13 protein-coding genes are annotated in these 11830 nt (G+C 72.0%); 6 read left to right on the forward strand and 7 right to left on the reverse strand.

The features are described 5' to 3' along the window. Positions 1-2358, forward strand: coding sequence for a hypothetical protein (locus tag ACZ50K_RS27775; RefSeq protein ID WP_468907908.1), 2358 nt, complete (start codon positions 1-3; stop codon positions 2356-2358). 60 nt (positions 2359-2418) lie between these two features. Here the strand turns inward: ACZ50K_RS27775 and ACZ50K_RS27780 are convergent, their stop codons facing one another. Further along, complete coding sequence (locus tag ACZ50K_RS27780; protein WP_468907910.1) at positions 2419-3132, reverse strand: restriction endonuclease; 714 nt, start codon at positions 3130-3132, stop codon at positions 2419-2421. Next, complete coding sequence (locus ACZ50K_RS27785) at positions 3129-3338, reverse strand: hypothetical protein (protein ID WP_468907912.1); 210 nt, start codon at positions 3336-3338, stop codon at positions 3129-3131. Before ACZ50K_RS27785 ends, ACZ50K_RS27780 begins: the two co-directional genes overlap by 4 nt. A gap of 244 nt (positions 3339-3582) precedes the next feature. On the opposite strand from ACZ50K_RS27785, the gene ACZ50K_RS27790 reads away from it, so the two are divergent. The 3 genes from ACZ50K_RS27790 to ACZ50K_RS27800 all read left to right on the forward strand — a co-directional run bounded on the left by ACZ50K_RS27790 (position 3583) and on the right by ACZ50K_RS27800 (position 5980). Then, entirely contained in the window at positions 3583-4593 is a 1011-nt protein-coding gene (locus ACZ50K_RS27790; RefSeq protein ID WP_468907913.1) for an AraC-like ligand-binding domain-containing protein, read from the forward strand. Between the two features lie 78 nt (positions 4594-4671). Further along, positions 4672-5067: an SH3 domain-containing protein gene (locus ACZ50K_RS27795; RefSeq protein ID WP_468907914.1), complete on the forward strand. Its 396-nt coding sequence runs from the start codon at positions 4672-4674 to the stop codon at positions 5065-5067. Positions 5068-5518: 451 nt separating this feature from the next. Next, entirely contained in the window at positions 5519-5980 is a 462-nt protein-coding gene (locus ACZ50K_RS27800; RefSeq protein ID WP_468907916.1) for a hypothetical protein, read from the forward strand. Between the two features lie 81 nt (positions 5981-6061). Here the strand turns inward: ACZ50K_RS27800 and ACZ50K_RS27805 are convergent, their stop codons facing one another. The 3 genes from ACZ50K_RS27805 to ACZ50K_RS27815 all read right to left on the reverse strand — a co-directional run bounded on the left by ACZ50K_RS27805 (position 6062) and on the right by ACZ50K_RS27815 (position 7583). After that, positions 6062-6526, reverse strand: coding sequence for an RNHCP domain-containing protein (locus tag ACZ50K_RS27805; protein ID WP_468907918.1), 465 nt, complete (start codon positions 6524-6526; stop codon positions 6062-6064). 26 nt (positions 6527-6552) lie between these two features. Further along, complete coding sequence (locus tag ACZ50K_RS27810) at positions 6553-6933, reverse strand: RNHCP domain-containing protein (RefSeq protein ID WP_468907920.1); 381 nt, start codon at positions 6931-6933, stop codon at positions 6553-6555. A gap of 290 nt (positions 6934-7223) precedes the next feature. Next, positions 7224-7583: a PRC-barrel domain-containing protein gene (locus tag ACZ50K_RS27815; RefSeq protein ID WP_468907922.1), complete on the reverse strand. Its 360-nt coding sequence runs from the start codon at positions 7581-7583 to the stop codon at positions 7224-7226. A 299-nt stretch (positions 7584-7882) separates the two neighbouring features. On the opposite strand from ACZ50K_RS27815, the gene ACZ50K_RS27820 reads away from it, so the two are divergent. Then, complete coding sequence (locus ACZ50K_RS27820) at positions 7883-8383, forward strand: DUF6328 family protein (RefSeq protein WP_468907924.1); 501 nt, start codon at positions 7883-7885, stop codon at positions 8381-8383. Between the two features lie 16 nt (positions 8384-8399). Here ACZ50K_RS27820 and ACZ50K_RS27825 read toward each other — a convergent pair whose 3' ends face one another. Further along, positions 8400-9530 (reverse strand): fatty acid desaturase family protein, encoded by a 1131-nt coding sequence (locus ACZ50K_RS27825; protein ID WP_468907926.1) that lies wholly within the window; start codon positions 9528-9530, stop codon positions 8400-8402. A gap of 7 nt (positions 9531-9537) precedes the next feature. After that, positions 9538-10593 carry a ferredoxin reductase gene (locus ACZ50K_RS27830; RefSeq protein ID WP_468907928.1) on the reverse strand — a complete coding sequence of 352 codons (1056 nt, stop codon included), beginning with the start codon at positions 10591-10593 and terminating at the stop codon, positions 9538-9540. A gap of 88 nt (positions 10594-10681) precedes the next feature. Here ACZ50K_RS27830 and ACZ50K_RS27835 point away from each other — a divergent pair, with 88 nt between their 5' ends. Further along, positions 10682-11821, forward strand: coding sequence for a PucR family transcriptional regulator (locus ACZ50K_RS27835; RefSeq protein ID WP_468907930.1), 1140 nt, complete (start codon positions 10682-10684; stop codon positions 11819-11821). Positions 11822-11830: the final 9 nt, after the last annotated feature.

Genomic DNA, 11830 nt, shown 5'->3' on the forward strand with positions numbered 1-11830 from the left:
ATGAACGCGAACGCTGACCAGCAGCCCCCGACCGCCTCGTCCGCGTACGCCGCAGGCCAGTTGGCCCGCGCGCTGCGCACCTCCGTCTCGCACGCCGATCCGGCCGCCCGCGACCGCGCCGCCGACCGGATGCGGAAGTGGCGTGCGGTGCTCGCGGGCATGTCGGACGGCAGCCTCAAGGTCGGTACGCGCACCCCGGTCGTCGGACTGCCGGTCTGGGTCACCCCCGAGGTCGTCCGCGGCGGATTCGCCACCGGTACGCCCGGTGCGGGCGGGCCCCTCGCCCCGTACGAAGCCGAAGCCGCCCGCCGGGCCGGCGTACCGGCCGACCGTGCGGCGCTCTTCGCGCACGCGCTGACCGAGCGGGGTCTCGCCGAACTGTGGGAGCTGCTGGACAGCGGTCGATACGAGGTGTCCCTGCCGGAGGAGGCGGCCCTGCTGACCGTCGCCTGGCTGGTGCGGGCCGGCGATTTCGAGGTGGCCGCCGCCCTGGTGGGCGAGCTCTCGCCGTTCGCCGACCGGCTGCGCTTCCTGCCCCGCCCGGCCGACCGGCCCGCCCCGGAAGCGGACGCGGTGCACCGTCGCAGCGTCGGCGAGGTCTCGGACGCGCTGCGGGCCCGCGGACCCAAGACCGCCATCGAGGTGCAGCGCGAAGCCCTGGGCGTGTGGCGCCCCTTCGACGACGAGCTCCTCGGCTACTGGCTGGCGCGGCACGGCGGCGAAGCGACCGGCCCGGCCACCGCGCGGACCGGCCGCGGCCATGGCGGAGGTGCCGACGCGCACCCCCGTGCCGGGGCCCAGGCCCAGGCAGCGGCCCTGTTGGAGCGGTATCGCGATCTGGCCGCCGTCCACACCCGGTGCCGCAAGCACCGCGACCCGAAGTCCAACACGGGCATCATGCTGCGGGCGCTGGAGGAGGCCGCCGCCGGGCGCCCGCCGGAGCCCCGGCTCGCCGGGCTGCTGCGCCATGCGGTGGCCTCGGTGGTCGCCAAGCGGGGTCTGCCCGGTTCGGAGCGGCACACCCGGCTGCGCGCCGAGCAGGCGCGCCAGGCGGCCCTGCCCGCACACCACCGGATCGCCGCCGCCGTGGCGGACCGCCTCGTACCGCTGGACCAGCGGGCCGGAACGCCGGACGTGGACGGGCTGCTCGTACCGGTGACGGAGCCGGAGGCGCCCGGGACCGGCCTGCCCGCCGGAACCGTGGTGCCGCCGCGTCTGCGGCAGGTGGTCCGCGCCGCGCTCAGCGCTCCCCCGGAGGAACTCGTCGCGCGCGGCCTGGTGCCGTCCGCGGAGGTGCTGGCCGAGCTCGTACCGCAGCTCGTGTCCAACGCCACCGCCCAGCGCCATGCCGATCCCGCCCTGCGCACCCTGGAGGCGGCCACCTACCGGGCGTTCCGCAACCGGCGTTCGCTGCTGCTGCTCCATCTGGCGCACCAGGTGCGGGTGGACGAGCTGCCCTGGGTGCGTGCGGTCGCCGGACACGGCAGCGACGCCGGTACGGAGGAACGGGCGCGGGCTGCCGCGTCGGCCGCGCTGCGCCGCCTCGGCGATCTGGCCGTCGGCGCTTTCCCCGGAACGCTGCTGCCGAATCCTCTGGTGCGCGAGATGTCGCACCTGGCCCGGCAGGCCGACCTGTCGGCGCCGTTCACCGAGGAGCTGGCGGCCGACATCTTCATGGGCACGTTCAGCCCGAAGTTCCTGACCGCCGCGCGCATCGCGGCCGACCTCCTGGAGGACAGCCTCTACGCCCGCTACTACGGGATCGACTGCGCGGCGGTGCGCAACATGGCGGTGGTGCACGCGGCCGAAGGCCTCGGCCGGACGCGTCCGGCGCGCACGGCGCCCGCGTTCGACGGGCTCTGCGGGGACCGGTCCGGTACGGGCACCGGCCGCTCCTGGTCCCCTGCCGCCAACGGCACGGTCATCGAGCAGGCGCAGATCCTCACCACCCACAACCTGGCCGTGCTGGTGCGGCACGCGGGCATCGCCCCGGAGGCGGGCTGGGAGGCGCTGGCCGAGGCGGGTTTCGGCACGGTGTGCCGACTCGTGGCCCGCGTCCACGGCAACCCGCGCCCGCTGGGCACCATCAAGGACGCGGCGTACGCCTGGCGGCAGACGCTGTTCTTCCTGTCGCTGTGCCCGCCCGCCCGGCAGGCCGAACTGGTCCGGCGGATGGCGGCGGAGGCCGCCGGGCAGCCCTGGCACACGGCGGCCCGCCTCGCCCCGGTGATCGCCGGTCTGCGCCTGGTCGCGGGCGGCGGCACCTTCGACGCGGACGGCACCGCCCTGGGCGGGCTGGCCCGCCGCTTCCAGGGCTGGACCACGACGGGCCACTGGATGCGCCCACCCGCCCGCTGACCGGTCGGGGGCAGCTGGCCAGCGGCCGGGGCCGGATGGTGGCCGGACGGGGTAGGGAGGTCACCGGGCGGGGCCGGCCGGGGGCAGGGCTCGCAGGAGCTCCCACAAGGGGCGGGATCCGCCGGCCCATTCGGCGAGGAGATGGCGGTCGACCAGGTGGAGGCGCTGGGACTTCGCGAAGTCGGCGGCGTTGGCGGTGATCCGGCCGTTGGTGAGCATGACGAGGACGTCACCGTCGTGGATCTGGCGGCCGGTGCCGTTGAGGACCTGGAGGTCGGGAGTGCCGACGGGCTTTCCGGACCAGCCGTCCCGGCGGTGCTTGCACTGGATGACCCAGCGCCGCCCGAAGGGGTCGGTCGCCTTGACGTCTGCGCCGTTGTCGCCCCGGCCGCCGACCTGCTGGGCGTCCCGGCAGCCGTCGCGGCGCATCAGGTCCCGGACCGCGAACTCGAACGCCCGGTGCTGGAGGGCGTCCAGATGGCCGAGCGCGTACCGCAGTGCGCCGGCCCGCGCCTGCTCCCACCGTGCCGCTTCGCGGCGCTGCCGTACCCACAGGCCCAGTGCGCCGGCGGCGATGGCAAGGACGGCGGCCACCACCCAGGGGTTGTCGGCGAGCCACCGGAGCACCGCGGCCGCCAGGCTGAGTCCCGCGATGGCCGCGAGAACGGCGAGAACCCCCTGCTCCGCGTACGGGCCCTTGCCGCGGCCGGACCTCCGCCGCCGGGGCCTCGGCGTGGGCCGGCCGGGCCGGCGGCCGGACCGCCGCCCGGTCACTGACCGGCCTCGGAGGCACTGGTGACCAGCTGCCCGATGAAGTCGGCGAGGCCCTGGCCGACCTCGGTGGGCGCGAGCACGATTCCGAGGGCCAGGACGATGACCACGGTCATCTTCTCGTCGAACCGGCTCCGCGCCTGGGTTCGTCGGCGTAGCCGCACGAACACGATGACCGCCAGGAGTACCGCCACATTGATCGTGAGCACGCTGCCCAGCCCCCCCCCGTCGTCCGAACTGCCGGGGGCAGCGGACGACCACCCCCACGTCCTGTGTAGCCGCCGGTCAGAGGCGCTGTGACCGGTTCACCGGGGTTTGGCGGCAACACGGCGCCCTGGCCGAATCCGACCAGCGCTGTCGTTCGACGCGCTCCCGTGCGATGCGGAAGGCATCCACATCGACACCTTGGCAGGGGCATGACTAACGACAGGCTGGGCGGGATATGAACAGCTGATGGAGACATTGCTTCGCAGTGAGGATCTGCCGGCAGGGGAACGGTTCGAGTGGTGGTCCGCGATGATCTCGGACTCCTCGGAGCCGGCGGTCGTCACCAGCGACCACACACGCGACTTCCGCACCACGGTCAGGCAACTGCACATGGGCGCCACCCGGGTCTCCGTCCTCACCCACCCTTCCATGCGGGTGCGTCGCTCGCAGAGGCTGGTCCGGCGCTCCGATCCGGACTTCTTCCATCTGACACTGAGCCTGGGAGGAAGCCGCCGGCTGTCGCACTGCGGTCGCGACACCGTGCTGACCGCCGGAAATCTGATGCTCTACGACTCCTCGCACAGTTTCGACGTGCAGTTCCCGGAACGGCGGGCGGCGATGAGGGCGATCACCATCGACCTGCCCCGCTCGGCCCTGCACCTGTCCCCGCGCAAGCTGGAAGGGCTCCTGGCGACCCCGTTGCCGGCCGCGACCGGCACCGGGGCGCTCCTCTCCGGATTCCTGGTGCAGTTGGCCGCGCAGGCTTCCGTACTGCAGCCGCGCGAAGGGATCCGCCTCGAATCGGTCACCCGGGAACTGGTCACGAGCTTCCTGGCGCACCATCTGGACGAAGCCTCCGCCATTCCACCGGAGGACCGACAGCAAACCCTGCTTCTCGGCATCCGGGCCTTCATCGAGGCGAACCTGGCCCTCCCGGATCTCAGCCCCGCCGTCATCGCCGCCGCCCACCAGATCTCGCTGCGCCAGCTGCACCGCCTCTTCGCCCAACAGAACCTCTCCGTCGCCGCCTTCGTCCGGCTCCGGCGCCTGGAGCGCTGTTGTCAGGAGTTACGGGACCCGGCACTCGCCTCCCGCACCATCCACTCGATAGCCGCACGATGGGGGTTCCGGCGGCCCGCCGACTTCACCCGCTCCTTCCGCTCGGTCTACGGGATTCCGCCGAGCGAATACCGGGCCGTCGCTCTCCTCACGGCGACAACGGGCGCTCAGGGCGCAGCAGTTGGCACTGAGTGCTAACGACCCGCAGCGTCCTGCCGTACAGGATGGCCGACGAGCGGGGAGATCGGCTCCCCGGCCTTCTCAGGAGAATCCCTGATGACAGTCTCGCCCCTTTCCCTCAAGGCACGTCGGACCCTGGGCGTCTCCCTCGCCGCGATCGGCCTGTCGGCGGCCGCGACCCTCGGAGCGGCGACTCCCGGCAGCGCCGCGGCGGCCGTGAGTTGCAGCGGCTGGGGCCACAGCAACAAGGACAGCGGGTCCGGCTACTCCACCGGCACCTACGCACTGAAGGCCGGCCCGTACGCCGCCTGCTCGAACAACGGGCAGACGTACAACGGGACCTACCTCTACTACCACTGCTACGTCAGCAACGACTACGGCAACACCTGGACGTGGGCGCGGATCTCCGGCACCAGCACCGAGGGCTGGATCTCCGACGCCAACCTCACCCAGAACGCCGACGGCACCCGCGGGGCCACCAAGCACTGCTGATCGGACGGCCGCACACGGAGCCCGCCCCCGGGTCGTCCCGGGGGCGGGCTCCGCGTGCGTCGCGGCGGTCACGGCGGTCACGGCGCTGGCACTCGTCCTCAGCGCCGCCGGCTGCGGGATCAGCCCCACCGGGCCGGTCCGCGCCGGCAGCCCGGCGGCCCGTACGGAATCCACCAGGCCTCCCGCCCCGCCAACGGACCCCCCCAACAGGTCCACGAAGGCTTCGCCTCCGGAGCCCCCACCCCCGACGCCGGCTTCCCCCTCCGGTGCGGGCCCCAGTCGCTCGCCACCCTGGTCCGCGAACCATCGCCACCCGCACCCCAGCCGGGCCCGTCGACCCGGCCGAGGCACCTTTCGGCGAGGGCCGAAAGCATCGCGCCGGTGTCGTGACCTGGACGAACATCACTCCCGGAGGCCGAAGGGGCCTCACCGGAATCGGGAGGGAATCGACTTGTTCACCACACTGCGTCGCACCACCACGGGAGCCGTGGCTCTGGCCACCCTCGTCGCGGGTCTGCTGCTCTCCGGCGCCGGGGCCGCATCCGCCCAGCACCAGTTCGGCGACCGGCTCCAGCGGGGCGAGAGCCTCTCGCCGGGCGAGTCCATCCAGCGCAGCGGCATGGATGTCCTCGGCAACTACATCGTCTGGCGTCTGATCATGCAGACGGACGGCAACCTGGTGGAGTACAAGATGAACCGCTACGGCAGCCGTGTCTGCTGGGCGTCCAACACCTACACCGGGTCCTCCGGCAACTGGGCGGTCTACCAGCACGACGGCAACTTCGTCGTCTACACCCCCTCCGGCCAGGTCGCCTGGGCCAGCCACACCAAGGATCACCCCGGTGAGACCGTCGACATCAACGGCAATGGGGTCACATACGTCGGCCACACCCCGATCTCCGGCGCCTGCTGAACCGGGGCGGACCAGCACGCCGATTCCCGCTCCCGCGCGATGCGGGGGCGGGGATCCGGCGTCCTGGGGAGGGGCTGCCCGTCACAGGGTGAGCAGGGCCCGGCGGGCGGCCCTGGGGTCGGTGAGGGGTCTGAGGGCCAGGCGGATCAGGGCGAGGGGGTTGTCGTCGCCTGCGATCCGGTTGGCGGAGAGCTCGCCGCAGGTGGCGCACTGGTGGATGATCATCCACTCGCCGTCGGCACGGACGGCCATGCCCAGGGCCTCCATCCGGCCGCGGCAGTCCGCGGCGCGGTCGCCGGGGATCTTGCGGTCGACGTGCAGGCTGGCCAGGCAGTTGGGGCAGTGGTTGCGGTGTGCGGTGCCCGGTGCGAGCACGGAGACGTCCAGCCGGCAGGAGACGCACCGGAAGTCCTCCGCCCGGTGGCCGCCCCGGGTGTGCAGGACGCCCTTGTGCCGTTGCGGACGGCGTCGCCCGCGGTTGCCGCCCTTACCGCCGTTACCGCCCTTGCCGCCGAAACCGCTGTTGCCGCGGTTGTTGCGTGACATGGCTGTGGCTCCTTTCCTTCGCGCGGTCAGAGGGTTCCGAACGCTTCGAGGGGGAAAGGTGGTTGGGCCAGTGGGCGGACGGCCATGCGCATCAGGACGAGCTGGTTGTCGTCCTCGCAGACCGGGCTGGAGGTCAGCTCGTCGCAACGGGTACAGCGGTGGATCACCGTCCAGTCACCGCTACGGAGCACGGCGACGGCGATCGGCGACATCCGGCTCTCGCAGTCGCTCGGGCCGCCCTCCACATGGTCGAGGACGTGCCGGGAGTGCAGACAGGACGGGCAGTGGTTGCGCGGCGCGCCGTCGGCGGCGTACGCGGACGCGGTCAGACCGCACCACGCGCAGGCGAAGACGGCGGGGCGGAGAGTGTCGGTGGTGCTGGTGATGCCGGTGGTGGGGTTGGACACCCGGGTGCTCCTTGCTGGGGAATGGTCGAAGCAGCAAGAGCAGGCCGAATGGCCTCGTCAGATCACACGGTGTGGCGAGGCGCACTCGGCGCGGGCCGGGTCATGAAACACCCCTTCTTCTCCCCGGGGCGCACGGGCCCGGAACGATGCGGAACGAACGCGCCGAGGCTAACAGGACGTCGTGCAGGGGCCCAACGGATTATCGGGCTCGCTGCTCGGGGGTCGGGCATGAGGCGGTCCCCGGTGCCGCCCCTTGGGGTGGGACCGGGGACCTCGCGGTGGTCCGGGTATCAGATGTGGCCGCGGCCGTCGGCGCCGTAGTAGGCGCCCAGTTCACTGCGGTAGCTGGGGTCCTCAAGGTGCTTTTCGCGGTGGAACTCGGGCGCGTCCTTGATCTGGTCCTTGGTCCGGTCGACGTAGATCTTCTGCTCGGCCTCGTCGATCCGGGTCACGGTGCGCGCCGGCAGCAGGACCTCCTTGCCGAAGATCCACACTCCGGTGTCGACCACCAGGTAGGAGGCGTCGACCTCGTCGGAGTGCTTGTCGACCTTGCCGATGCTGCCGTCGAGTGCTTCGACCTTGAAACCGGTGATATCGGTGGTCGGCAGACGGCTGGTGTTCGGCTGATAGACCCACATGTTCTCCGTCATGCGAAATTCCTCCAGACGTGAGTTTTCCTTGCCCGCTCGAAACGCCGATGCCCGGGCTTCGCGACCCTATTCGCCCGGATCGAGGTTGCGGGCTGGAGCGCCGGTGTCGCCCGGTACGAGGTCGACCTCGCCGTCCGTACCTGCACCTACCCCGGCGCACTGGGCGACTCCTCCACGGAGGCCTGCGCCCACATCACCCTCTGAGCCGCACCAGCTCCCCCACCGGGCCGTGCGTGACACGGCGATGAGCGGGCATGCGTCAGCGACGGAGTCGAACAACGTCGAACAGGGGGGTACCGATGGCGGTGGAGAGAGCCGGCGACGGACGTGGTGAGAGCGAGGCCGAGCGGGCCGACCGGCAGTGGCAGGAGCTCATCCAGGAGATCCGGGTGGCCCAGACGGGCGTGCAGATCCTCTTCGGGTTCCTGCTGACGGTGGTGTTCACCCCGCTGTTCCACGGTCTGGAGCAGGCCGACAAGAACCTCTACATCGTCACCGTGGTGCTGGGGGCTCTGGCGGCGGGAGCGCTGATAGGGCCGGTGTCCTTCCACCGGATCGTCTCCGGCCGCCGGATCAAGCACCAGGCGGTGGTGTGGGCCTCGCGGCTGACCTTCACCGGGCTGTGCCTGCTGCTGGCCACCTGCACGACCGCGCTGTTCCTCGTCCTGCGGGTGGCGACCCACAACCACCTCGTTCCGTGGCTGGTCGCCGGAGTGCTGGTCTGGTACCTGACCTGCTGGTTCGTCCTGCCCCTGTGGACGCGGGCGCGCTACACGTCCGCGTCCGCCGACAGCGACTGACGGGCTACCCGTCGGGTCAGGCCGCCACGAGGTCCGGCTCGCGGTCCGGGGTCTTGGACTTCGGCTTCGGCCTGGGCTTGCTGTTCGGCAGGGAGAGCCGGAAGACCTTGCGCCAGGCCGAGAACACCTGCTTGGGGAGCGGGCCGGTGACGTAGTCGAGCTCGTACTTCTCGAACAGGGCGCGCACCTTCACCGCGACCTCGGCGTAGCGGTTGCTGGGCAGGTCCGGGAAGAGGTGGTGCTCGATCTGGTGCGACAGGTTGCCGGTCATGAAGTGCATGGCCTTGCCGCCGCTGATGTTCGCGGAGCCCATCATCTGGCGCAGGTACCACTGGCCGCGCGTCTCGCCGACGATCGAGCGGCGCTCGAAGACCTGGACGCCCTCGGGGAAGTGCCCGCACATGATCACCGAGTGGGTCCACAGGTTGCGGACCATGTTCGCGGTGAAGGTGGCGGCGAGCGTGGGGAGGAAGGAGGGGCCCGACAGGAGCGGGTGGACCACGTAGTCCTTGAGCACCTGCTTGCGGATCTTGCGTCCCACGGCCTTGGCCCGGGCCCGGAACTCCGGGTTCTTGCGGCGGTGCTTGCTCAGGTTCCGGCCGAGTTCCAGGTCGTAGGCGGCGATGCCGTACTCGAAGAAGCAGGCGTTGAGGAAGTTCCACAGCGGCTGCCCGAGGTGGAACGGGTGCCACTTCTGGTCCTCGTCGACCCGCATGATGCCGTAGCCGAGGTCGTTGTCCTTGCCGAGCACGTTGGTGTACGTGTGGTGCAGCTCGTTGTGGGAGTGCTTCCACTGGTCGGCCGGCGAGACGTGGTCCCAGTCCCAGGTGGTGGAGTGGATCTTCGGGTCCCGCATCCAGTCCCACTGGCCGTGCAGCACGTTGTGGCCGATCTCCATGTTCTCCATGATCTTGGCCACGGACAGGCCGGCGGTGCCGATCAGCCACGCGGGCGGGAACAGGGAGAACAGCAGGACGCCCCGGCTGGCCAGCTCCAGCTTGCGCTGCGCCGAGATGACCTTCCGGATGTAGGCGGCGTCCTTCTCGCCGCGGCCGGCGATCACCTCGTCGCGGATCGCGTCCAGCTCGCGGCCGAGCTCCTCGATCTGCTCCGCGGTGAGGTGGGCGGTGGGGTCGATGGCGGTCAAGGTGCTCCTACCGTTCGATGTCGCAGGGGCCCGCCGCGGCGGACACACAGGTCTGGATGAGGACGCCCGGCCCGGCTTCGGTGATCTCGCCAGTGCGCAGGTCGCGGACGGCTCCCGAGGTGAGCGGCGAGACGCAGCCGAAGCAGATGCCCATCCGACAGCCGGACGGCATGAGCACGCCGGCCGCCTCGCCGACGTCCAGCAGCGGTGTGGCACCGTCCGCCTCGACGGTCCTGGCGGTGGTGGCGAAGGTGACCTCGCCACCGTCACCGGTGACGACCACCCCGGCCCGGAAGCGTTCGGTGTGCAGACGCTCGGCGAGGCCGTGCCCGCTCCAGTGGTCCTCGGCCGCGTCGAGCAGGCCGGCGGGTCCGCAGGCCCAGGTCTCGCGCTCGTCCCAGTCCGGTACGAGCTCCTTCAGACGGTCGAGGCCGAGCAGGCCGTCCGTGTCGGTGTGCACCTCGACGAGCCGCAGCTTCCCGGCCACGACCAGGGCGTGCAGCTCCTCGCGGAAGATCACGTCCTCGGGCCGGGGCGCGGAGTGGATCATCACGGCGTCGTCGAGGGCGGTGTCGCGCAGCATGCCCATCACCGGGGTGATGCCGCTGCCGGCCGACAGGAACAGCACCTTGGCGGGCTTGGCCGCCGGAAGGACGAAGTCCCCGGTGGCCTGGTCCAGCTGGATCAGCGTGCCCGGCCGGGCCCTGCGGACCAGGTGGTTGCTGACCTTGCCGTCCGGGATCGCCTTCACGGTGATCGCGATACGGCCGTCCCGGCGGTCGGTCGGCGAGGTGACCGAGTAGGCGCGCCACAGGCGCACCCCGTCCACGTCGACGCCGATCCGCACGTACTGGCCGGCGGTGTGGCCGAGCCAGCCCCGCCCCGGTCTGATCACGACGGTCGCGGCGTCGTCCGTCTCCGGATGGACGGCCTCGATGCGCCCCCGCAGGTCGGCGCCCGCGCGCAGCGGGCTGACCAGGTCGAGGTAGTCCGACGGCAGCAGCGGTGTCGTGACCATCTCCAGCAGTTTCCACGCCCTGCTGCGGAGCGCTGTACTCGTCATGACCCCAGCTTGATGCGCCCCGAAGGGTAAAGTCCTGTCCGCAGGATGTGAATCTGATCAGTCCGGTTGTGCGCAGGGAACAAAAAACATGAGTCATTCAGTGCGGAGGGCCAAGGAGCTGGTCCTGGACGAGACGACGGTCACGGCCCTTCGGGCCGCGCTGGGGACCACCGCCGACGAGGTCGTCCAGGCGATCATCGACGAGGTCCCGCCCTACTCCCACGCGCTGTCGGGGCGCATGGGCGTCACCATCCGCCGGGCCGTCCGCACCGCCCTGGGCCTCTATCTGGACCTGGCGAGCGGCCACGGCACGGGCGGTGACGCCGGGGCCGCGGCCTACGAGCTGGGCCGCGGCGAGGTCCGCGACGGGCGGTCGATGGACGCCCTGCTCAGCGCCTACCGGGTCGGCGCCCGGGTGGCCTGGCGGGGGCTGGCCGCCGGAGCCGTCCCGGCCGGGCTGCCCGCCGCCGAGGTCGCCAAGTTCGCCGAGTTGACCTTCGCGTACATCGACGAGCTGTCCGCCGCGAGCGCCGCGGGCCACGCCGACGAGCTGGCGGCGCGGGGCCGGGCGCACGAGCGGCACCTGGAGCAGCTGGCCCGGGACCTCCTCGCCGGTGCGGGCCCGGACGCGCTCCTCGACGCCGCCGGCCGGGCCATGTGGCAGCCGCCGGCCACGCTGACCGCGGTGCTGCTCCCGGCCGCCCAGGCCCGGCCCGCGTACCGGTCCCTGGATCCGGGCACCCTGGTCCTCGACGACCTGCCGGAGGACTGCGGGGTGCTGCTGGTGCCCGACGCCGACCGTGCGCACCTGCTGAGGCAGCTGCCGGAGGGGATCGCGGTGGTCGGCCCGGCCCGGCCGTGGACGCGGGCCTCCGCCTCGTATCTGCGGGCGGTCCGCGCGCGCACGCTGTCCTCCGGGATCCGCGACACCGAGGACCATCTGCCCGAGCTGGTGCTGAGCGCCGATCCGGACGCCTTCGCGGACCTGCGGGCCAGGGCCCTGGCACCGCTGAGCGCCCTGCCGCCCGCGACCGCGCACCGCCTGGAGGGGACCTTGCGGGCCTGGTTGCTGCACCAGGGCCGGCGGGACGAGGTGGCGGCCGCGCTGTTCGTCCACCCGCAGACCGTCCGCTACCGGATGGCGCAGCTGCGGGAGCTGTTCCCGGATCTGGCATCGCCGCAGCGGGTCCTGGAACTGACCCTGGCGGTCGGCCTGTCGGCGGACTGACGGGTCGCA

This window comes from Streptomyces sp. NPDC033845, from assembly GCF_055576225.1.